Source organism: Streptomyces sp. CRN 30, assembly GCF_034105845.1.
Window position 1 is genome coordinate 38933 of sequence record NZ_JAVRHI010000508.1, and the last position, 22561, is coordinate 61493.

At 71.7% G+C, this 22561-nt stretch carries 16 protein-coding genes and 1 pseudogene; 12 read left to right on the forward strand and 5 right to left on the reverse strand.

The features are described 5' to 3' along the window. Positions 1–56: 56 nt before the first annotated feature. Both UW392_RS58870 and holA read left to right on the forward strand, forming a co-directional pair. Positions 57–302 (forward strand): hypothetical protein, encoded by a 246-nt coding sequence (locus tag UW392_RS58870; RefSeq protein ID WP_320783722.1) that lies wholly within the window; start codon positions 57–59, stop codon positions 300–302. Between the two features lie 73 nt (positions 303–375). Next, a complete protein-coding gene (holA, locus tag UW392_RS58875; RefSeq protein WP_320783723.1) occupies positions 376–1362 on the forward strand; it encodes a DNA polymerase III subunit delta in 987 nt (328 codons plus the stop codon). A 327-nt stretch (positions 1363–1689) separates the two neighbouring features. Here holA and rpsT read toward each other — a convergent pair whose 3' ends face one another. Further along, positions 1690–1956 carry a 30S ribosomal protein S20 gene (rpsT, locus tag UW392_RS58880; protein ID WP_320783724.1) on the reverse strand — a complete coding sequence of 89 codons (267 nt, stop codon included), beginning with the start codon at positions 1954–1956 and terminating at the stop codon, positions 1690–1692. A gap of 236 nt (positions 1957–2192) precedes the next feature. On the opposite strand from rpsT, the gene lepA reads away from it, so the two are divergent. Continuing rightward, on the forward strand, positions 2193–4055 hold the full coding sequence (lepA, locus tag UW392_RS58885) for a translation elongation factor 4 (RefSeq protein WP_320783725.1): 1863 nt from the start codon (positions 2193–2195) through the stop codon (positions 4053–4055). A gap of 262 nt (positions 4056–4317) precedes the next feature. Beyond that, the gene (locus tag UW392_RS58890; protein ID WP_320783726.1) at positions 4318–6195 is read left to right on the forward strand and encodes an AMP-dependent synthetase/ligase; all 1878 of its coding nucleotides are present in this window, start codon (positions 4318–4320) and stop codon (positions 6193–6195) included. Positions 6196–6274: 79 nt separating this feature from the next. On the opposite strand, the gene UW392_RS58895 is transcribed toward UW392_RS58890, so the two are convergent. Beyond that, positions 6275–6859, reverse strand: a complete 585-nt coding sequence (locus tag UW392_RS58895; RefSeq protein WP_320783727.1) for a two-component system response regulator — start codon at positions 6857–6859, stop codon at positions 6275–6277. A gap of 10 nt (positions 6860–6869) precedes the next feature. Continuing rightward, the gene (locus UW392_RS58900; protein ID WP_320783728.1) at positions 6870–11027 is read right to left on the reverse strand and encodes a HAMP domain-containing protein; all 4158 of its coding nucleotides are present in this window, start codon (positions 11025–11027) and stop codon (positions 6870–6872) included. Between the two features lie 103 nt (positions 11028–11130). Between UW392_RS58900 and UW392_RS58905 the strand changes: the two genes are divergently transcribed. Beyond that, positions 11131–13098, forward strand: coding sequence for a SpoIIE family protein phosphatase (locus tag UW392_RS58905; protein ID WP_320783729.1), 1968 nt, complete (start codon positions 11131–11133; stop codon positions 13096–13098). Positions 13099–13152: 54 nt separating this feature from the next. After that, entirely contained in the window at positions 13153–14394 is a 1242-nt protein-coding gene (hemW, locus tag UW392_RS58910) for a radical SAM family heme chaperone HemW (RefSeq protein ID WP_320783730.1), read from the forward strand. 27 nt (positions 14395–14421) lie between these two features. On the opposite strand, the gene UW392_RS58915 is transcribed toward hemW, so the two are convergent. Both UW392_RS58915 and UW392_RS58920 read right to left on the reverse strand, forming a co-directional pair. Further along, positions 14422–15282, reverse strand: coding sequence for a DUF3097 domain-containing protein (locus UW392_RS58915; protein ID WP_320783731.1), 861 nt, complete (start codon positions 15280–15282; stop codon positions 14422–14424). A gap of 45 nt (positions 15283–15327) precedes the next feature. After that, positions 15328–16065: an MBL fold metallo-hydrolase gene (locus UW392_RS58920; RefSeq protein ID WP_320783732.1), complete on the reverse strand. Its 738-nt coding sequence runs from the start codon at positions 16063–16065 to the stop codon at positions 15328–15330. Between the two features lie 208 nt (positions 16066–16273). Here UW392_RS58920 and hrcA point away from each other — a divergent pair, with 208 nt between their 5' ends. From hrcA to UW392_RS58950, 6 genes and pseudogenes are all read left to right on the forward strand, one after another. Beyond that, positions 16274–17290, forward strand: a complete 1017-nt coding sequence (hrcA, locus tag UW392_RS58925) for a heat-inducible transcriptional repressor HrcA (protein WP_320783741.1) — start codon at positions 16274–16276, stop codon at positions 17288–17290. Further along, the gene (dnaJ, locus tag UW392_RS58930) at positions 17291–18430 is read left to right on the forward strand and encodes a molecular chaperone DnaJ (RefSeq protein ID WP_320783733.1); all 1140 of its coding nucleotides are present in this window, start codon (positions 17291–17293) and stop codon (positions 18428–18430) included. Between the two features lie 85 nt (positions 18431–18515). After that, positions 18516–19616, forward strand: coding sequence for a nitronate monooxygenase (locus UW392_RS58935; protein ID WP_320783734.1), 1101 nt, complete (start codon positions 18516–18518; stop codon positions 19614–19616). After that, positions 19613–20350: a 16S rRNA (uracil(1498)-N(3))-methyltransferase gene (locus UW392_RS58940; protein ID WP_320783735.1), complete on the forward strand. Its 738-nt coding sequence runs from the start codon at positions 19613–19615 to the stop codon at positions 20348–20350. The genes UW392_RS58935 and UW392_RS58940 overlap by 4 nt, the downstream gene beginning before the upstream one ends. A gap of 302 nt (positions 20351–20652) precedes the next feature. Continuing rightward, entirely contained in the window at positions 20653–21252 is a 600-nt protein-coding gene (locus tag UW392_RS58945) for a hypothetical protein (RefSeq protein ID WP_320783736.1), read from the forward strand. Between the two features lie 92 nt (positions 21253–21344). Beyond that, a pseudogene (locus UW392_RS58950) lies at positions 21345–22561 on the forward strand (peptidase S41); the annotation flags it as partial.

Consider the following 22561-nt stretch of genomic DNA (forward strand, 5'->3'; position numbering starts at 1 on the left):
GGCGGGACGGGCTCTGCCCCGGGACGACCCTGTCAGACGTATCGGACAATGTCACCGTGAGCGATGTGAGACATGTCCTGGTGCTGCCTGACCGTGATGCCGCGGAGGAGGTGGCGGAGGCGCTGGCCGAACGTTTCGGGCTGGACGAGGAGCCGCAGCTCGTACGGGACGCTCTGGCCGGAGAGGACGATGCCGAGGACGCGCAGTGGCTCGTGGTGCTGCGTGACGAGAGGGAGCGGCTCGTACCCGCCGAGCTGGACGAGTTCGTGGGGGAGTGGGAGGGGTGGCGCGAAGAGCCGTGACAGGCGCCGGACGGGCACCGGACGGAAGTGGGCCCGAGCCGCGTTGTCGCTGGCGCGTGGGATGCTGTGAGGGATGGCCAGGAAGACTGCGAATGACGACCCTCTCGCCCCCGTCACGGTTGCCGTGGGCCAGGAGGACCTGCTGCTCGACCGTGCCGTGCAGGAGGTGGTGGCGGCCGCGAAGGCCGCCGACGCCGACACGGACGTGCGGGATCTGACCCCGGACCAGTTGCAGCCCGGCACGCTGGCCGAGCTGACGAGTCCGTCGCTCTTCGCGGAGCGCAAGGTCGTGGTCGTGCGGAACGCGCAGGACCTGTCGGCCGACACGGTCAAGGACGTGAAGGCGTACCTCTCCTCGCCCGCCGAGGAGATCACCCTGGTGCTGGCGCACGCGGGCGGGGCCAAGGGGAAGGGCCTGCTGGACGCGGCGCGCAAGGCGGGGGCCCGGGAGGTGGCGTGCGCGAAGATGACGAAGCCGGCCGAGCGGCTGGGCTTTGTCCGGACGGAGTTCCGCACCTTGGGGCGGTCCGCCGCTCCTGAGGCGTGCCAGGCGCTCGTGGACGCGATCGGCAGTGATCTACGCGAGCTGGCGTCCGCGGTGTCGCAGCTCTGCGCGGACGTCGAGGGGACGATCGACGCGGCCGTGGTCGGGCGGTACTACACGGGGCGGGCCGAGGCGTCGAGCTTTGAAGTGGCCGACCGGGCCGTCGAGGGGCGGGCCGCGGAGGCGCTGGAGGCCTTGCGTTGGTCACTGTCGACCGGGGTCGCGCCCGTACTGATCACCAGCGCGCTCGCCCAGGGGGTGCGGGCGATCGGGAAGCTGTCCTCCGCGCGCGGTGGCCGTCCGGCCGACCTGGCGCGGGAGCTGGGGATGCCGCCCTGGAAGATCGACCGGGTGCGGCAGCAGATGCGCGGGTGGACGCCGGACGGGGTCGCGGTCGCCCTGCGGGCGGTCGCCGAGGCCGACGCGGGAGTGAAGGGCGGCGGGGACGACCCCGAGTACGCGCTGGAGAAGGCGGTCGTGACGATCGCGCGGGCGGCGCGGTCGCGACGGGGCTGAGCCCTCGTTCGCTCCCGCAGACGAGACGGTGAGACTCACCCGGAAGCCCGGAAGCCCGGAAGCCCGGAAGGTCGGGAAGCCGGAAGCCCCGGCTCCCGTCCTGGGGAGGACGGGGAGCCGGGGCTCCGGTTGAAGCTCGTGGACCCGTACCCGCGTGGCGAACGCAGGCCGCGTACAGGTCCGGGGTGCCGGTCGGGAGCGGATGAGAGAGGGCCCGCTCTGGGTCCGGCCGGCGGTCAAGTCAGGAGAGCCGGTGAGTCGGAAGGAACGAATCCGTGAAGGAACGAATCCGCGGAATCGGCCGACCCGGCCGCACTCAGTCCTTGCTCAGCCCTTGAGGGAAGCGACCTGGGAAGCCAGCGCCGACTTCTTGTTGGCAGCCTGGTTCTTGTGGATGACGCCCTTGGAGACGGCCTTGTCGAGCTTGCGAGTGGCCTCGCGCAGCGCGACGTTCGCCTTCTCCACGTCACCCGCGGCCGTGGCCTCGCGGGTCTTGCGGATCGCGGTCTTGAGGGAGGACTTCACCGACTTGTTGCGCAGCCGGGCCTTCTCGTTGGTCTTGATCCGCTTGATCTGGGACTTGATGTTCGCCACGAATGAGCCTTTTCAGGTTCAGGCACGGGGCCGCACGCGACCCGTACCGGTGATTTTCTCGGGATGCGTCTCGCGCTGAGAGGGCATGAGACACAGCCCCCCACAGTACCAGCGGCCCAATGAGTGGCCCAAACCGGTCACCGGTCCGCGTCCGTGGGACCATGGAGCCTACGTATCGATCCGACCCGAGCCCGAGACCGCAGAGACTGCGGACGCCTCAAGAATCAGGACCCTGCGTGCCCGCGATCCCCAGCCATGTACCCGAGCCGAGCCGTACCGACCCGGCGCTGATCCGCAATTTCTGCATCATCGCGCACATCGACCACGGCAAGTCGACGCTCGCCGACCGGATGCTCCAGCTGACCGGTGTGGTCGAGCAGCGGCAGATGCGCGCTCAGTACCTCGACCGCATGGACATCGAGCGCGAGCGCGGCATCACGATCAAGTCCCAGGCGGTCCGGCTGCCCTGGGCGCCCACGGACGAGCCGGGCAACACGCACATCCTCAACATGATCGACACCCCGGGGCACGTCGACTTCACCTACGAGGTCTCGCGGTCGCTCGCCGCCTGCGAGGGGACCGTCCTCCTCGTCGACGCCGCCCAGGGCATCGAGGCGCAGACCCTCGCCAACCTGTATCTGGCGATGGAGAACGACCTCAAGATCATCCCGGTGCTCAACAAGATCGACCTGCCGGCCGCGCAGCCGGAGAAGTTCTCCGAGGAGCTCGCCAACCTCATCGGGTGCGACCCGGACGACGTACTCAAGGTGTCCGCCAAGACCGGTCTCGGGGTCGAGGCGCTGCTGGACAAGGTCGTCGCCGAGGTTCCCGCCCCGGTGGGTGTCGCCGACGCCCCCGCGCGCGCGATGATCTTCGACTCGGTGTACGACTCCTACCGCGGTGTCGTGACGTACGTCCGTGTCGTCGACGGGCAGCTCAGCAAGCGCGAGCGCATCCGGATGATGTCCACCGGCGCCACGCACGAGCTGCTGGAGATCGGGACCAACTCGCCCGAGATGCTGGGCGCGGACGGCCTCGGCGTCGGTGAGGTGGGCTACCTGATCACCGGGGTGAAGGACGTCCGCCAGTCCAAGGTCGGCGACACGATCACCCAGCAGAGCAAGGGGGCCACGGAGGCGCTCGGCGGCTACAAGGACCCCAAGCCGATGGTGTTCTCCGGGCTGTACCCGCTGGACGGCTCCGACTACCCGGAGCTGCGCGACGCCCTGGACAAGCTCCAGCTCAACGACGCCGCCCTGGTCTACGAGCCGGAGACCTCCGCAGCCCTCGGCTTCGGCTTCCGCGTCGGCTTCCTCGGCCTGCTGCACCTGGACGTGATCCGCGAGCGCCTCGAGCGCGAGTTCGGGCTCGACCTGATCGCCACCGCCCCCAACGTGGTGTACCGCGTGGTCATGGAGGACGGCAGCGAGCACACGGTCACCAACCCGAGCGAGTTCCCCGAGGGCAAGATCGGGGAGGTGTACGAGCCGGTCGTGCGCGCCACCATCCTGGCGCCGAGCGAGTTCATCGGCTCGATCATGGAGCTGTGCCAGGCCCGGCGCGGCGTGCTGCTCGGCATGGACTACCTCTCCGAGGACCGGGTCGAGATCCGTTACACGCTGCCGCTCGCGGAGATCGTCTTCGACTTCTTCGACCAGCTGAAGTCCAAGACCCGTGGCTACGCCTCGCTCGACTACGAGCCCACCGGCGAGCAGACCTCCAGCCTGGTCAAGGTCGACATCCTGCTGCACGGCGACAAGGTGGACGCGTTCTCCGCGATCACGCACAAGGACGCCGCGTACGCGTACGGCGTGCGGCTCGTCGCCAAGCTGCGCGAGCTGATCCCGCGGCAGGCCTTCGAGGTGCCCATCCAGGCCGCCATCGGCTCCCGTGTCATCGCCCGCGAGACCATCCGCGCCATCCGCAAGGACGTCCTCGCCAAGTGCTACGGCGGTGACATCTCCCGCAAGCGGAAGCTGCTGGAGAAGCAGAAGGAGGGCAAGAAGCGGATGAAGATGGTCGGTTCCGTGGAGGTCCCCCAGGAGGCCTTCATCGCCGTCCTCTCCAGCGACGAGAGCTCGGGCAAGGGCAAGAAGTAGCCGGTCACCGGCCGGTACCAGGTCGCGTTCGACGGGCCCGTCGCGCTTCGGCGCGGCGGGCCCGTCCGCGTACGTGTCGATGGAGGGATCCGCGTGCGCGCCGGTGGAGGGAAGTGACGGGGAAACGAGGGGAAAGTGAGGGTCCTCCGCCCCTTACGCACCGGCCGACAGGCCTCTACCCTGATCACCACCCGATAGTTACTCGCGAGTTAAACAACAGCTTCAATGAGCCAGCCGCACCGTCGCGGGCCCGGAGGATGTCGTGAGCGACACACAGACACTGATCGAGAACCGTCCGCCGTCCGTGGCGGCCCTCTTCCTGGAACGGGTGGCGGCCACACCGGACGCGGAGGCCTACCGTTACCCCGTGCCCTCTCCGTCCGGCCAGGGTCCGGACGACTGGAAGTCGCTGAGCTGGGCGCAGGCCGCGGACCGGGTGCACGCCATCGCGGCCGGGCTGATCGAACTGGGTGTCCAGCCGGAGGAGCGCGTCGCCCTCGCCTCCGCCACCCGTATCGAGTGGATCCTCGCCGACCTCGGCATCATGTGCGCCGGCGGCGCCACCACGACGGTCTATCCGCAGACGAACGCCGACGAAAGCGCGTACATCCTCTCGGACTCCGCGAGCCGGATCCTGATCGCGGAGGACGCGGCACAGCTCGCCAAGGCGCGGGAGAAGCGGGCCGAGCTGCCCGACCTCACCCATGTGGTGGTCATCGACACCGACGGCGCCGACCTCTCCGAGGACTGGGTGCTCTCGCTGGCCGAGCTGGAGCAGCGCGGTGCCGCGTACCTGGAGGAGAACCCCGACCTGATCAAGAAGAAGGTCGGCGCGATCACCTCCACCCAGCTGGCCACCCTCATCTACACCTCGGGCACCACGGGCCGGCCCAAGGGTGTCCGCCTCCCGCACGACAACTGGTCGTACATGGCGAAGGCGATCGCCGCGACCGGCCTGGTCCTCGCCGACGACGTGCAGTACCTGTGGCTGCCGCTCGCACACGTCTTCGGCAAGGTGCTCACCTCCGGCCACATCGAGGTCGGGCACGTCACCGCCGTCGACGGCCGCGTCGACAAGATCATCGAAAACCTGCCGGTCGTGCAGCCGACGTACATGGCGGCCGTGCCGCGCATCTTCGAGAAGGTCTACAACGGGGTCGCGGCCAAGGCACGCGCGGGCGGCGGCGCCAAGTACAAGATCTTCCAGTGGTCCGCCGAGGTGGGCCGGGAGTACGCGAAGGCAGCCCAGGACAACTTCCGCCGCACCGGTACCGCCTCGGCGCCCTTCGGCCTGACCGCCAAGCACAAGGTCGCCGACACCCTCGTCTTCGGCAAGATCCGCGAGGCCTTCGGCGGACGGCTGCGGGCCTGCATCTCCGGGTCGGCCGCCCTGGCGCCCGACATCGGCTACTTCTTCTCCGGCGCCGGCATCCACATCCTGGAGGGCTACGGCCTCACCGAGTCCAGCGCCGCCTCCTTCGTCAACCCGGGCGAGGCGTACCGGACGGGCACGGTCGGCAAGCCGCTGCCCGGCACCGAGGTGCGCATCGCGGACGACGGGGAGGTCCTGCTGCGCGGCCCCGGCATCATGGAGGGCTACCACGAGCTGCCGGAGAAGACCGCGGAGGTGCTGGAGCCGGACGGCTGGTTCCACACCGGGGACATCGGTGAACTGTCCGCGGACGGCTATCTGCGCATCACCGACCGCAAGAAGGACCTGATCAAGACGTCGAGCGGCAAGTACATCGCGCCGGCCGAGGTAGAGGGGCAGTTCAAGGCGGTCTGCCCGTACGTCTCCAACATCCTGGTCCACGGCGCCGACCGGAACTTCTGCACCGCGCTGATCGCCCTCGACGAGGCGGCGATCCTCGGCTGGGCGCAGGAGAACGGGCTCGGTGGCAAGAAGTACGCCGACGTGGTGGCTTCCCCACAGGTCCAGGAGCTGGTGCGGGGTTACGTGGACCAGCTGAACGAGGGGCTGCAGCGCTGGCAGACGATCAGGCAGTTCCGGGTGCTGCCGCGCGACCTGGACATCGAGCACGGGGAGCTGACGCCCAGCCTGAAGCTGAAGCGCCCGGTCGTGGAGCGCGAGTACCGGCACCTGATCGACGAGATGTACGCGGGGGCGCGCGAGGCGTGAACGACGGTGGGCCGGTCAGGGGCACCGCGCCCCTGACCGGCCCACCGTCGTGCCGGCGGAAGACGGCGCACGGCCCAGATCACGGCTGGTGGCCGTGGCGGAACGTGTTGACCAGCACCTGGAACTCCCGGACCTGCGCGCGCATGTCCGCCGGGTCCAGCGGTCCGGCGGCGGCCAGCCGGTCCTCCAGGGCGGTCAGGCGTTCACCGACCTGGGCGAGGTGCTGCTGCTCCTGCGCCAGCATCTTCTCCAGCTGCTGGTTCTTGCGGTGCAGATCGAGGAAGACGGCGACCTTGGCCCGCAGCACCCAGGGGTCGAAGGGTTTGGTCAGGTAGTCGGCCGCCCCTGTGGCGTAGCCGCGGAAGGCATAGCCCTCGTCGGCGTCCGTGCCCGTCAGGAAGATGATGGGCACGTCCTTGGTCTGGTCGAGCCGCTTGATGTTCGCTGCCGTCTCGAAGCCGTCCATGCCCGGCATCCGGATGTCCAGCAGGACCACGGCGAAGCGTCGGCGCAGCAGCGCCTTCATCGCCTCCTCTCCCGAACGCGCCCGCACCAGCGGCTCGTTCAGGGAACGCAGGACGGCTTCCAGGGCGATCAGGTTGTCCTCCATGTCGTCCACGAGGAGGATCCCGGCGCGTTCGCCGGTCGTTGTCACAGTGCTCATGCTGACCGCCTCACTCGGTCGTCGGCGGAAGCGCCGGCTGCTCCGCCGTGCCCGTCCCGGCCACCGCTCCGGGGCAGCCGTCCGGCTCGTCGCCGGCCTCGCCCTGCGGGTCCAGGAGCGCGCAGACGACCGTGAGCAGCTGGTCGACGTCCACCGGCTTCGGTACGTAGTCGTTGGCACCCTGCGCTATCGACTTCTCGCGGTCGCCCGGCATCGCCTTCGCGGTCAGCGCGACGATGGGCAGGTCCGTCCAGCACGGGGTGCGGCGGATGGCGGCGATCGTCTCGTAGCCGTCCATCTCCGGCATCATGATGTCCATCAGGACGATCTCGACGTCCGGGGTGCGCTCCAGGGTCTCGATGCCCTCGCGGCCGTTCTCCGCGTACAGGACGGGCATGCCGACGCGGCCCAGTACGTGGGTGAGCGCGAAGACGTTGCGGATGTCGTCGTCGACGATCAGCACCCGCCGGCCCGGCAGCACGTGGCCCGCACGCCCCGACTTCCAGGTCTCCAGCTTGGTGGGCGTGGGCCAGCTCTCGTCGGGCTCGTGACCGGTGTACGGCTCGGCCGAGAGCTGTTCGGGCACGGTGAACTCACGGTCGACGGAGGACCCGGCGGCCGCGTGCCCGGGGCTGACGACCGGGACGTACAGAGTGAACGTGGAGCCCGCGCCGGGCACGCTCGCGGCGACGATACGGCCCCCCAGCAGCCCGGCGATCTCCCGGCTGATGGAGAGTCCGAGCCCGGTGCCGCCGTACTTGCGGTTCGTGGTGCCGTCGGCCTGCTGGAAGGCCTCGAAGATGACGGGGAGTTTCTCGGGGGCGATGCCGATGCCGGTGTCGGAGACCGCGAAGGCGATCACCTGGTCGGTGTCCTCGCGGGTGTACTGGTGGTCGGGGTCCTGGACGCGGCTGACCCGCAGCTCGACCTTGCCGGCCGCGGTGAACTTGATCGCGTTGGAGAGGAGGTTGCGCAGGATCTGCTGGAGGCGCTGCTCGTCCGAGTACATCTCGCGCGGCACCTCCTCGCCGACCGACACCTCGAAGGCGAGGCCCCGGTCGAGGGTGAGCGGGCGGAACGTGGCGTGGACGTAGTCGAGCAGCTTGATCAGCGGCAGCCGCTTCGGGCGTACGTCCATCCGGCCCGCCTCGATCTTCGACAGGTCGAGGATGTCGTTGATCAGCTGGAGCAGGTCCGAGCCCGAGCGGTGGATCGTGGTCGCGAACTGCACCTCCTGGTCGGAGAGGTTGCCGTCGGGGTTGTCGGAGAGCAGCCGGGCCAGGATGAGCAGCGAGTTCAGCGGGGTGCGCAGCTCGTGCGACATGTTCGCCAGGAACTCCGACTTGTACTGGGAGGAGGTGGCCAGCAGGGCGGCCTTCTCCTCCAGCGCGGCGTTCGAGCGCTGCAGTTCGCCCTGCTGCTTCTGCAGCTCGTCCGACCGCTCCTGGAGCTGCATGGCCAGCCGCTGCGACTCGCTGAGCAGCGACTCCGTACGGGAGTTGGCGATGATCGTGTTGATGGCGACGCCGATCGTGTTCACGAACTGGTCGAAGAACGCCAGGTGCACATCCGAGAAGCGCGAGAACGAGGCCAGCTCGATCACCCCGAGGAGCTTGTCCTCGAAGGGGATCGGGATGATCACGATGGTGGACGGGGAGGCCTCGCCCAGCCCGCTGTTGATCTTGATGTAGTGCGGTGGGGCCTCCTCCACCAGGATCCGCTTCCGCTCGCGCGCCGCCTGCGCCACCAGCCCGTGCACCGGCAGCCCGCCGGTCTCCACGGTCGCGCCCTGCGCCGCGCCGTACCCGGCGATGAAGGCGAGCCCCTTGTGCGGCGAGGGGGTGCGCAGCGCCGCGCGGTCCGTGTCCGGGTCCGCCAGGTAGAAGGCGCCGTACTGGGCGTTGACCAGCGGCGTCAGCTCCCGCAGCAGCAGGTCGGCGACCTCCATCAGGTCCCGGTGGCCCTGCATCAGGGCCGCCAGCCGGGCCAGGTTGGACTCCAGCCAGTCCTTCGCCCGGGTGGTCTCGCGCAGGTTGGACACCATCAGGTTGATGTTGTCCTTCAGCTCGGAGACCTCGCCGCGGGTGTCCACCGTGATCGACCGGGACATGTCGCCCTGGGCCACCGCGGAGGCCACCTCGGCGATGGCGCGGACCTGGGTGGTCAGGTTGGACGCCAGCTCGTTCACGCTCGTCGTCAGGCGCTTCCAGGTGCCGTACACGCCCTCGACCCGGGCCTGGCCGCCGAGCTGGCCCTCCGAGCCCACCTCCCGGGCCACGCGGGTGACCTCGGAGGAGAACGACGACAGGGTGTCCACCATCGTGTTGATGGTCGTCTTCAGCTCCAGGATCTCGCCGCGCGCGTCCACGTCGATCTTCTTGGACAGGTCGCCCTGGGCCACCGCGGTGGCGACCTGGGCGATGTTGCGCACCTGGGAGGTGAGGTTGTCGGCCATGTAGTCGACGTTGTCGGTCAGGTCCCGCCACACCCCGGACACGCCCTGGACCTGGGCGCGCCCGCCGAGCCGGCCGTCGGTACCGACCTCGCGGGCCACCCTCGTCACCTCGTCGGCGAAGGCCCGCAGCTGCTCCACCATCGTGTTGACGGTGTCCTTCAGCTCCAGGATCTCGCCCCGGGCGTCGACCGTGATCTTCTTGGACAGGTCACCGTTGGCGACGGCCGTGGTCACCAGGGCGATGTTGCGCACCTGGGAGGTGAGGTTGTCGGCCATGAAGTTGACGTTGTCGGTGAGGTCCTTCCAGACACCGGACACCCCCCGCACCTCGGCCCGGCCGCCGAGGTTGCCCTCGGTGCCGACCTCGCGGGCGACACGGGTCACCTCGTCGGCGAACGCGGACAGCTGGTCCACCATCGTGTTGATCGTCGACTTCAGCTCCAGGATCTCGCCCTTCGCCTCCACCGTGATCTTCTTGCCGAGGTCGCCCTGGGCCACGGCCGTCGACACGAGCGCGATGTTGCGCACCTGGGAGGTGAGGTTGTCGGCCATGAAGTTGACGTTGTCGGTGAGGTCCTTCCAGACGCCGGACACCCCCCGGACCTGGGCCCGGCCGCCGAGGTTGCCCTCGGTGCCGACCTCGCGGGCCACCCTCGTCACCTCGTCGGCGAACGCGGAGAGCTGGTCCACCATGGTGTTGACGGTGGACTTCAGCTCCAGGATCTCGCCCTGGGCGTCCACCGTGATCTTCTGACTGAGGTCGCCGTTGGCCACGGCCGTGGTGACCTGGGCGATGTTGCGGACCTGCGAGGTGAGGTTCGACGCCATGAAGTTGACGTTGTCGGTGAGGTCCTTCCAGACGCCGGACACCCCGCGGACCATGGCCCGGCCGCCGAGGTTGCCCTCGGTGCCGACCTCGCGGGCGACACGGGTGACCTCGTCGGCGAAGGCGGACAGCTGGTCCACCATCGTGTTCACGGTCAGTTTCAGTTCCAGCAGCTCACCGGTGGCCTCGACCGTCACCGTGCGGGTCAGGTCGCCGCGCGCCACCGCCGTGGTCACCAGGGCGATGTCCCGCACCTGCGCGGTCAGCCGGGACGCCATGGTGTTGACCGCCTCGGTCACGTCCCGCCAACTGCCGGACAGGCCCTGCACCTTGGCGCGCCCACCCAGTCGCCCCTCGGTGCCCACCTCCCGCGCCACCCGGGTCACCTCGCCCGTGAACAGCTGCAGCTGGTCGACCATCTTGTTCACCGCCCGGCCGAGCCGGCGCAGGTCACCGCGGAGCTGCCGGTTGCCGTCGTGCAGGTCGACCCGCTGGGTGAGGTCCCCGCCGGCCACCGCGTCGAGCACGCGCGTGGCGTTCGCCGCGGGGGCCGCCAGGGCGTCCAGGAGCTGGTTCACATCGTCGACGCGGGACGCCCAACTGCCCTGGCCCGGGCTCGCCGACAGCCGCTCGTCGAGCCGCCCGTACCGCACCAACTCCTTCCGGACGCGCTGCACTTCCTCGGTGAAGTGGGTGCTGCGGTCCATGATCTGGTTGAAGACGGCGGTCAGTTCGGCGGGCAGCCCGCCGCCCACGTCCGGGGCCTTCCGGTAGTCCCCGTCCCGCGAGGCGATCATGGCCGCGAGCAGGGGGCGGAGATCGGATGCCCGGATCCATTCGTCTTGGTGACCGTCTTCGAGCATGCGCGTAGCACTGTTCTCACTCATGGTGGCCCACTTCGGTAACTCGGCGCATATGGGCCTGGCCAGTCTGTCACTCTGTCCGTGCCACCCGAGGCTTATTCGTCCGAACTGCTCAGGGAGCCGTACAGTGGGGGCCATTCCGACGCAACGGGACATCACGTCCCGTGCCGCTGATACGCCTGCGCAGCAGGAGGCGGACGCGCGCGCGGAAGCACATGTGCTGCTCACCGGCGGTCCGTTGGCGGCCGGTGCCGCACGCCGCTTCGTCCGCGCGGGCATCGCCGAGTGGGTGCGGCTGGCCCTGCCCGGCGCCGACACCTTCGGCGAGAGCCTCGTCCACGACGTCCTCATCGTGGTCAGCGAACTGGTCACCAACGCGGTCGTGCACGCCGGCACGGACGTCGAGTTGCTGTGCCGCCTGGAGGGTGCCGGACACTCCGCCGGAACACCCGCCGGCATCGTCGTCGAGGTCTCCGACCACCACCCCGCGCGCCCCGTTCGGGACGAGGGCGCCAACCGCCCCTATTCCGCGGCGCCCTACGGCCTGGACCGCCAGCACGGCGGGGCGGAGTACGGACGCGGGCTGCGGCTGGTGTCCGCGCTCTCCGACGCCTGGGGCATCACCTACCGCACCGGCGTGAAGACCGTCTGGGCGCGGCTGCCCGTCGACCGGCCCCTGACCGTCGAGGAGGGCACCGAGGCGTACGACGACGCCCACCCGGACCACGGTGAGGGCCTCGCCGAGACCCTCACCCCCTGGCCCGGGAGGAACGTGGAACGCGACCAGGGGTGGCTCAACCACGGCGCCCTCTCCTTCCTCGCGGAGGCCTCCGACCTGCTCGCCGGGCAGCTCGACGAGGACCTCGTCGCCGCGCTCGCCGGACAGCTCCTGGTGCCGCGGCTGGCGGACTGGTGCGCGGTGTGGCTGGAGGACGAGGGCATGGGCTGGCGCGGCACCGAGGGGATCAGCGTCACCGGACCCCGCCTCGCCCGGGTCTGGCACGTCAGCGAGAACCGCATCGAGGAGCTGCGCCGGGCGCTGGAGAAGGACCCGCCCCGGCTGCCGGACTCGGTGCGCTCGCGCGCGGTACCGGTGCCCTGGCCGGCCGACGCCCTGAGCGAGCGGGACGCCGCCGGCGCCGCGTTCGCGTACCGGCTGATCGCGGGCGGCCGGCCGCTCGGCACGCTGGTCATCGGGCGGGCCGGGATCCCCCGGTTCCCCGACGAGGTCACCGGGCTCGTCGAGGACCTCAGCCGCCGGGTGGCGCTCGCGATCGGCGCCGCCCGCCAGTACGCCCGGCAGGCCACCATCAGCCGGGTCCTGCAGCGCGGGCTGCTGCCCGGCGCGGTCGCCGAGATCCCCGGGATGCAGAGCGCGCTCGTCTACGAGCCGTGCGACCAGGGCGGACCCAGCGGCGACTTCTACGACGTGTTCCCCGCGGGCGACGGACGCTGGTGCTTCGCCCTCGGCGACGTCCAGGGCAAGGGGCCCGAGGCCGCCGTCGTCATCGGGCTCGCCCGGCCCTGGCTGCGGCTGCTCGCCCGCGAGGGCTACCAGGTCGGCGAGGTGCTGGACCGCCTCAACCAGCTGCTCCTCGACGACGCGACCGAGGCGGCGGACGCGGCCGCGCGGGCCCTGGTGAAGGCCGGCGGCACCGGGCTCGGCGCCGACGAGGGCCCGCAGACCCGCTTCCTGTCGCTGCTCTACGGCGAGCTGGTGCCCTTCGGCGGCGGCGTCCGCTGCACCCTCGCCTCCGCGGGCCACCCGCTGCCGCTGCTCCTCGGACCCGACGGCGGTGTGTGTATCGCCGCCGAGCCGCAGACCCTGCTCGGGGTGATCGAGGACAACGCGTACACCTCGGAGCGCTTCGACATGCGCCCCGGCGACACCCTGCTGTGCGTGACCGACGGGGTGACCGAGCGGCGCTCGGGACCGGACCTGTTCGACGACGCGGACGGACTGGCGACGGTCCTGTCCGCCTGCGCCGGACTGAGCGCCGACCTCGTCGCCGAGCGGATCAGGAGACTGGTGCACGAGTTCGGCGAGGGCCCGCCGGAGGACGACCTGGCGCTGCTGGTACTGCGGGCGGACTGAGGGCCCGAGGGCCGCGCCCACGGAGGGGAGGGGTACGCGCGCGGGTGCGGGACAATGGAACGCATGCCTTCCGCACTCCCCGACGGTGAGCCCGTCCCCGACGACGGCTCGCTGCCCGCGCACGCCCTGACCGGGGCCGCTGCGCGCCCCCTCGGGTTCTACCTGCACGTCCCGTACTGCGCGACCCGCTGCGGCTACTGCGACTTCAACACGTACACCGCCACCGAGCTGCGCGGCACCGGCGGCGTCCTCGCCTCCCGGGACAACTACGCCGAGACCCTGGTCGAGGAGGTCCGCCTCGCCCGCAAGGTCCTCGGCGACGACCCGCGCCCGGTGCGCACCGTCTTCGTCGGCGGCGGCACGCCCACCCTGCTGCCCGCCGGGGACCTGGTGCGGATGCTGGGGGCGATCCGGGACGAGTTCGGGCTCGCGGACGACGCCGAGGTGACCACCGAGGCGAATCCGGAGTCGGTGGACCCCGCGTATCTGGCCACCCTCCGCGAGGGCGGCTTCAACCGGATCTCCTTCGGCATGCAGAGCGCCCGCCCGCACGTCCTGCAGATCCTGGACCGCACGCACACCCCCGGCCGCCCCGAGGCCTGTGTCGCCGAGGCCCGCGCGGCCGGCTTCGACCACGTCAACCTCGACCTCATCTACGGCACCCCGGGCGAGTCGGACGACGACTGGCGGGCCTCCCTGGACGCGGCGGTCTCGGCGGGACCCGACCACGTGTCGGCGTACGCGCTGATCGTCGAGGAGGGCACCCAGCTGGCCCGGCGCATCCGCCGGGGCGAGGTCCCCATGACCGACGACGACGTCCACGCGGACCGCTACCTGATCGCCGACGAGACCCTCGCCGCGGCCGGCTACCACTGGTACGAGGTCTCGAACTGGGCCACCACCGAGGCGGGCCGCTGCCTCCACAACGAGCTGTACTGGCGCGGCGCCGACTGGTGGGGCGCGGGCCCCGGCGCCCACAGCCACGTCGGCGGGGTGCGCTGGTGGAACGCCAAGCACCCCGGCGCGTACGCGGCGGCGCTGGCGGCCGGGAGATCACCGGGCGCCGGACGTGAACTGCTCTCCGACGAGGACCGCCGGGTGGAGCGCATCCTGCTGGAGCTGCGGCTGCTGGACGGGTGCCCGCTGTCGCTGCTGCGCGAGGACGGGCTCGCCGCGTCCCGGCGCCACCTGGCGGACGGGCTGCTGGAGCCCGGGCCGTACGGGGAGGGGCGCGCCGTGCTGACCCTGCGCGGGCGACTGCTGGCGGACGCGGTGGTCAGGGACCTGGTGGACTGAGACCCGGGCGCCCGCACGGCCCCGCCGTCACTCCGGGGCCGTGACGAAGTCGATCAGCTCTTCGACGCGGCCGAGGAGCTCCGGCTCCAGGTCCTTGTACGACCGCACCCGCGACAGGATGTGCTGCCACGCCGCCCCCGTGTTCTCCGGCCAGCCCAGCGCCCGGCACACGCCCGTCTTCCAGTCCTGCCCGCGCGGCACCCGCGGCCACGCCTCGATACCCAGGGAGGACGGCTTCACCGCCTCCCAGACGTCGATGTACGGGTGGCCCACCACGAGGGCGTGCTCGCTGGTGACCGACTCGGCGATGCGCCACTCCTTGCTGCCGGGGACCAGGTGGTCGACCAGGACCCCGAGGCGCGCGTCCGGGCCGGGCGCGAACTCCTCGACGACCGACGGCAGGTCGTCCACACCCTCCAGGTACTCGACCACCACGCCCTCGATGCGCAGGTCGTCGCCCCACACCTTCTCGACCAGCTCGGCGTCGTGCCGGCCCTCCACGTAGATGCGCCCGGCACGGGCCACGCGCGCGCGTGCGCCCGGAACGGCCACCGAACCGGATGCCGTGTGCGAGGGGCGGGCCGGCGCCGCGGCGGGGCGTACGAGGGTGACCACCCGCCCCTCCAGCAGGAACCCGCGCGGTTCCAGCGGGAAGACCCGGTGCTTGCCGAAACGGTCCTCCAGGGTGACCGTGCCCGCCTCGCAGCCGATCACCGCGCCGCAGAAACCGGTACCGGGCTCCTCGACCACGAGCCCCGGCTCCGCGGGCACCTCGGGCACGGGCTGCGACTTCTTCCAAGGAGGGGTCAAGTCCGGCGTGTACTGGCGAAGGCGCGGGCCCGAAGGGCCCTCACCGGAAGGGCGGTGGTGGGAGACGGGTGGGCGCATTCGAGTGACGATAGGAGAAAAGCGCGCCCCGTGGTGCCCGACCGGCTACGACACGCCGAAGCGGGCCGCCAGCGCGTCCCGCTGGGCCCGTACGAACGCGGCGTCCACCACCGCACCGTGCCCGGGCACGTACCGCGCGTCCTCCCCGCCCAGCGCCAGCAGCCGGTCCAGCGCGGCCGGCCACCGCGCGGGGACGGCGTCCGGACCCGCCTGGGGCTCGCCCGACTCCTCCACCAGGTCGCCGCAGAACACGGTCGCCGGGGTGCCGGGCACATCCGTGACCAGCACCGCCAGGTCGTGCGCCGTGTGCCCCGGGCCCACGTCCGCCAGCAGTGCCCGCACCCCGCCGCCCAGGTCCAGCGTCCGTTCCCCGGCGATCAGCCGGCCGGGCCGGACGAGGCGGTCCACGGCCCCGTCCGCCTCCCCCGCGTCCAGGCCGTTGCGCACGGCGTCGGCGCGCAGCTCCGCGCCCCCGGTGGCGAGCACCGTGTCCAGTCCCGCGGCGCCGATGACCTCGGCGCCGGCGAGGGCCGCCGCGCCGAGGACGTGGTCGAAGTGGGCATGGGTCAGCGCGAGATGCGTCACACCGCGGCCACCGCCGAGCAGTCCCCGCGCCTGCGCACGCAACCGCGCGCCCTCCCGCAGGCTCGACCCCGCGTCGATCAGCAGGGCGGAGTCCGCCCCGGCGACCAGTCCGACCGTGCAGTCCCACACCGGGAGGCGGCAGCGCCCCACGCGCGGGGCGAGTTGCTCCCACCCCGCCCCTTCCCAAGCGACCGTCATACGCCGACGCTAACGGCAGCGGAACTCGCCGGTGCGCGCGGTACGACATGGCGGGACACGTCCGTACACGTCGGCACGACATCGCGCGGCCGCCCTTGCCGGGGTCGTACCCGACCGCCGTACACTGATAGGAATGCTGGCACTCGCCCGCGGTGAGTGCCAAGAGGGAGAAGTCGCGGGACGGACGGACGATCTGGAGGTGTGCGCGGTGCTCAGTGAACGCAGGCTCGAAGTGCTGCGCGCCATCGTCCAGGACTACGTCGGCACCGAGGAGCCGGTGGGCTCCAAGGCGCTCACCGAGCGGCACAAGCTCGGTGTCTCCCCGGCCACGGTCCGCAACGACATGGCGGCCCTCGAGGAGGAGGGGTTCATCGCCCAGCCGCACACCAGTGCCGGGCGGATCCCCACCGACAAGGGGTACCGCCTCTTCGTGGACAAGCTGGCCGCTGTCAAGCCGCTCAGTTCCCCCGAGCGCCGCGCCATCCACAACTTCCTCGAGGGCGCCGTCGACCTGGACGACGTGGTCGCGCGGACCGTGCGGCTGCTCGCGCAGCTCACCCGGCAGGTCGCCGTCGTGCAGTACCCCTCGCTCACGCGGTCCACGGTGCGGCACGTGGAGCTGCTGTCGCTGGCCCCCGCGCGCGTGATGCTCGTGCTGATCACGGACACGGGCCGGGTGGAGCAGCGGATGGTCGACTGCCCCGCGCCGTTCGGAGAAACGTCACTCGCGGATCTGCGTGCCCGGCTCAACAGCCGGGTCGCGGGCCGCCGTTTCGCGGATGTGCCTCCCTTGGTGCAGGATCTCCCGGAGGCGTTCGAGGCCGAGGACCGAGGTACGGTCTCGACCGTGCTCTCCACCCTGCTGGAGACACTCGTCGAGGAGACCGAGGAGCGGCTGATGATCGGCGGCACCGCCAATCTGACCCGCTTCGGGCACGACTTCCCGCTCACCATCCGCCCGGTGCTGGAGGCGCTGGAGGAGCAGGTGGTGCTGCTGAGGCTGCTCGGTGAGGCGGCGGATCCGGGCATGACCGTACGGATCGGTCACGAGAACGCCCATGAGGGACTCAACTCCACGTCCGTGGTCTCGGTGGGCTACGGTTCGGGCGGCGAGGCAGTAGCAAAACTCGGCGTGGTCGGACCGACCCGCATGGACTATCCGGGAACGATGGGAGCAGTACGAGCGGTGGCACGTTACGTCGGACAGATCCTGGCGGAGTCGTAAGTGGCCACGGACTACTACGCCGTGCTCGGCGTGCGCCGCGACGCTTCCCAGGACGAGATCAAGAAGGCGTTCCGCAGACTCGCGCGCGAGCTGCACCCGGACGTCAACCCCGATCCGAAGACCCAGGAGCGGTTCAAGGAGATCAACGCCGCCTACGAGGTGCTCTCGGACCCGCAGAAGAAGCAGGTCTACGACCTCGGCGGCGACCCGCTGTCCCAGGCGGGCGGGGCCGGGGGAGCGGGCGGCTTCGGCGCCGGCGGCTTCGGCAACTTCTCGGACATCATGGACGCCTTCTTCGGTACGGCGTCCCAGCGCGGCCCGCGCTCGCGCACCCGGCGCGGCCAGGACGCGATGATCCGCCTGGAGATCGAGCTCGACGAGGCGGCCTTCGGTACGACCAAGGACATCCAGGTCGACACCGCGACCGTCTGCGCCACGTGCAACGGCGAGGGCGCGGCCCCGGGCACGTCCGCCCAGACCTGTGACATGTGCCGCGGCCGCGGCGAGGTCTCCCAGGTCACCCGGTCCTTCCTGGGCCAGGTCATGACCTCCCGGCCCTGCCCGCAGTGCCAGGGCTTCGGCACCGTCGTGCCGAACCCGTGCCCCGAGTGCGCGGGCGACGGCCGGGTGCGGTCCCGCCGCACGCTCACGGTCAAGATCCCGGCCGGTGTCGACAACGGCACCCGCATCCAGCTCGCGGGCGAGGGCGAGGTCGGCCCCGGCGGCGGCCCCGCCGGTGACCTGTACGTCGAGATCCACGAGCTGCCGCACGCGGTCTTCCAGCGGCGCGGCGACGACCTGCACTGCACGGTCACCATCCCGATGACCGCGGCGGCCCTCGGCACCAAGGTCCCGCTGGAGACGCTCGACGGCATGGAGGAGGTCGACATCCGCCCGGGCACCCAGTCCGGCCAGTCGATCCCGCTGCACGGGCGCGGCGTGACCCATCTGCGGGGCGGCGGCCGCGGTGACCTCATCGTGCACGTCGAGGTGACGACGCCCACCAAGCTCGACCCCGAGCAGGAGCGCCTGCTGCGCGAACTGTCGAAGCTGCGCGGCGAGGAGCGGCCCACGGGGCAGTTCCAGCCCGGTCAGCAGGGACTGTTCTCGCGGCTGAAGGACGCGTTCAACGGGCGGTGAGGGCTGTGCCCGCTCCCGTGCCCACCCGGGGCGCGGGGCGTACGCCGGATTCGGGCGTCATGCGGGGACGTGGCACGATGCGCTCATGTCCTTGGCTCTGAGCGATCTCCTCCCGTACCCGATCGTGCAGGCTCCCATGGCGGGCGGCGTCTCCGTGCCGCGGCTCGCCGCCGCCGTGTCCGAGGCCGGCGGGCTCGGGTTCCTCGCCGCCGGGTACAAGACCGCCGACGGCATGTACCAGGAGATCAAGCAGCTGCGGGGACTGACGGCCCGCCCCTTCGGGGTGAACGTCTTCATGCCCCGGCACACGGACCACGCCGACCCCGCCGCCGTCGAGGTCTACGCCGAGCAGCTCGCCGGCGAGTCCGCCTGGTACGGGACCGAGCTGGGCGACCCGCACTGCGGCGGACACGACGACGGCTACGACGCCAAGCTCGCCGTCCTGCTCGAGGACCCGGTGCCGGCCGTCTCCTTCCACTTCGGCTGCCCGGCCCCCGAGGTGGTCGAGGCCCTCGCCGCCAAGGGGACCGTCACCCTCGTCACCGCCACCACGGCCGACGAGGCGCGGGCCGTGGAGCTCTCCGGCGCCCACGCGGTGATCGTCCAGGGGATCGAGGCCGGCGGCCACCAGGGCACCCACCGCGACGACGCCGAACGGGACGGCGCCGGCGTCGGGCTGCTCACCCTGCTCGCCCAGGTCCGCGAAGCGGTGGCGCTGCCGGTCGTCGCGGCCGGCGGTCTCGTGCGGGGCGGCCAGATCGCCGCGGTCCTCGCGGCCGGGGCGAGCGCCGCCCAGCTCGGCACGGCGTTCCTCGCCACCCCCGAGTCCGGGGCCCACGAACTCCACAAGCGGGCGCTGACCGACCCCGTGTTCGCCCGTACGGAGCTGACGCGCGCGTTCACCGGGCGCCCGGCCCGCGCCCTGCTCAACCGCTTCGCGCGCGAGCACGGCCCGTACGCCCCCGCCGCCTACCCCGAGCTCCACCACCTCACCTCCGGGCTGCGCAGGGCGGCGGCCGCGGCGGGTGACGCGCAGGGCATGGCGCTGTGGGCGGGGCAGGGGCACCGGCTGGCGCGGGAGCTGCCCGCGGGGGAGCTGGTGGAGGTACTGATGCGTGAACTGACCGCGGCGGCGACAGCGTTGTCGGGACGTGCGGACGACACTGTGGGAGGAGGCGCCCGATGACCGCACCGGTGTTCGTGGCGGACCGACTGGACGGCGTGGGGCCGGAGTTCGTGCTCGACGGCCCCGAGGGACGGCACGCGGTGTCCGTGAAGCGGCTGCGGCCCGGTGAGGCCGTGGTCCTCACGGACGGGCGCGGGCGCTGGGCGGACGGCGTGGTGGCGGCGGCCGAGGGCAAGGACCGCTTGGTGGTGGATCTGCGCGCCGTGCACGAGGAGGCCCCGGCGGCCCCCCGCATCACGGTCGTCCAGGCGCTGCCCAAGGGCGACCGGGGCGAGCTGGCCGTCGAGACGATGACCGAGGTCGGCGTGGACGCGATCGTTCCGTGGGCCGCCTCGCGCTGCGTCACGCAGTGGAAGGGCGAGCGCGGGGCGAAGGCGCTCGCCAAGTGGCGGACGACGGCGCGGGAGGCCGGGAAGCAGTCCCGCCGGGTGCGCTTCCCGGAGGTGGCGGACGACGCGAGCACCGGACAGGTTGCGGCACTTCTCGCCAGAGCGGATTTCGCGGCCGTCCTGCACGAGAGCGGCGACACTCCGCTCGCCACCGCACAGCTCCCCGCGGAGGGGGACATCGTGCTGGTCGTGGGCCCCGAAGGGGGCATCTCCCCGCAGGAGCTGACGCTGTTCGCGGAGGCGGGGGCGGGCGTCTACCGGCTCGGGCCCAGCGTCCTGCGCACCTCGACCGCCGGAACCGCCGCGTCCGCGCTGCTGCTGGGCCGCACCGGCCGCTGGTCCTGAGCGGTCACGGGCGGTCCTGTCGTGGTCCGGCCGCGGTCCGGCGCGCATTCCGGTTCGGTCGCGGGAGTGACCGCTGAGGCGGGACCGTCCGTCCGTGAGCCGCTTCCCGTCCGGGACGGGAGGAAGCGGTCGAGGCGGAGGAGGCAGTCCGGGAGGGCGGAGCGTGGCCGCTTGCCGTCTGTCGCCGGGAGCGGTGCGGTGGGACGCTGCTGTGCATGGGTATGGGGGCATTGAGGCATGAATGGCACCGCTTGGGCGGGCGTCGGATGCTGCTGGGGATCGGTCTCGGGGTGGGAGCCGTCATGGGTGTCGCCGCGTGCGACCCCAACGGCATGAACACCGCCAACGTGTCCTACACGACCGAGCGCACCGCGACCCGGACGCTGGAGCGGCAGGGCCACAACGTGCAGTGGATGACCTGCACCTCGTCCTACGACAGGAAGAACGACAACCGGTACGACGACCCGAACGACAACAACTCGAACAACAACAACTCGAACAACAACCAGTACGGCACGCGGGCGAACCAGCGGTACGACGATCCGCAGGGCAACTACAGCAGCGTGCAGCACGTCGACTGCAAGGGCGAGACCACCGACGGGGAGCGGATCCGCATCTACGGGATGGTCGACCGCGAGATCGACGGCAGGTGCGTACGCGGTGATCTGACGGCCGACGTCGGGGACCGGCAGGTGTTCCGCGCGGACGTACTGGGCGAGTGCGACACCAGGGACGACGACGGCTGGCGGACGCCGCCCGCGCACGACGACGGCGACCGCAACGACAACGGCGACGATCACAACGGCGACGACCACGAGCACGGCGACGAACCCTGCCCCGACGTCACCAAGACCGTCTGGTGCAAGTCGCACGAGGACGAGTGCGTCTCCGCTCACAAGTGAGGGGCGGCACCGCACCGGGAACGGCAGGCGGGCGGGCACTGATCGCGGAACACCCTCTCCCGGGAACGCCGGACGCTGCCTAGAGTGACCGGGTGACACGACCCGCAGCCACCGCAGCCACCGCTTCCCGGGCGTCTTCGGCGCCCTCGGTCTCCCCGGCGTACCTCCGGTACCCGCATCTGCACGGCGAGTCGGTCGCCTTCACCGCCGAGGACGACGTGTGGGTGGCCCCCCTCGGCGGTGGCCGCGCCTGGCGGGTCAGCGCCGACCGGGTGCCGGTCGACCACCCGCGCATCTCCCCCGACGGGACCGCCCTCGCCTGGACGTCCACCCGTGACGGGGCGCCCGAGGTGCACGTCGCGCCCGTCGACGGCGGACCTTCCGAGCGCCTGACGTACTGGGGCTGCCGGCGGACCCAGGTGCGCGGCTGGACCCCCGACGGGCAGGTCCTTGCGCTCAGTGCCCAGGGCCGGGCGAGCCTGCGCCGCAGTTGGGCGCGTGCCGTTCCGCTGGACGGCGGCCCGGCGGCCACCCTGCCGTACGGGCCCGTCGGCGACGTCGCGTACGGTCCGCGCACCGTGCTGCTGTCCGCGCCCATGGGCCGCGAGGCCGCCTGGTGGAAGCGGTACCGGGGCGGCACGGCGGGCAAGCTGTGGATCGAGCGGGGTGCCGACGGCGAGGAGGGCACCGGGGAGTTCGTCCGGCTGCACGAGGGGCTGGACGGGAACATCGAGTACCCCCTCTGGGTGGGGGACCGTATCGCCTTCCTCTCCGACCACGAGGGCGTGGGCGCCCTGTACTCCTCGCTCGCGGACGGCTCGGACCTGCGCCGGCACACGCCCCATGGGGGCACCTCCCGCTCGAGCGGAGTCGAGAGTGGGGGATCGTTCTACGCCCGCCACGCCGCGACCGACGGCACCCGCGTCGTGTACGCGTCCGCCGGCGAGCTGTGGCTCCTCGACGACCTGGACGGTGCCGAGCCCCGGCGGCTGGACATCCGGCTCGGCGGACAGCGCGTCGACCTCCGGCCGTACGCCGTGAACGCGGGCCGGTGGCTGCAGTCCGCCTCGCCCGACCACACCGGCCGGGGCAGCGCCGTCTCGGTGCGCGGCGCCGTCCACTGGGTCACCCACCGCGCAGGGCCCGCGCGCGCCCTCGCCGCCGAGCACGGGGTCCGCGCCCGGCTGCCCCGCACCTTCCGCGCGGAGGGCGAGGAGTGGGCGGTGTGGGTGACGGACGCGGAGGGCGACGACGCGCTGGAGTTCGCCCCGGCGACCGGGGTCGCGCCCGGCGCCACCCCGCGCCGGCT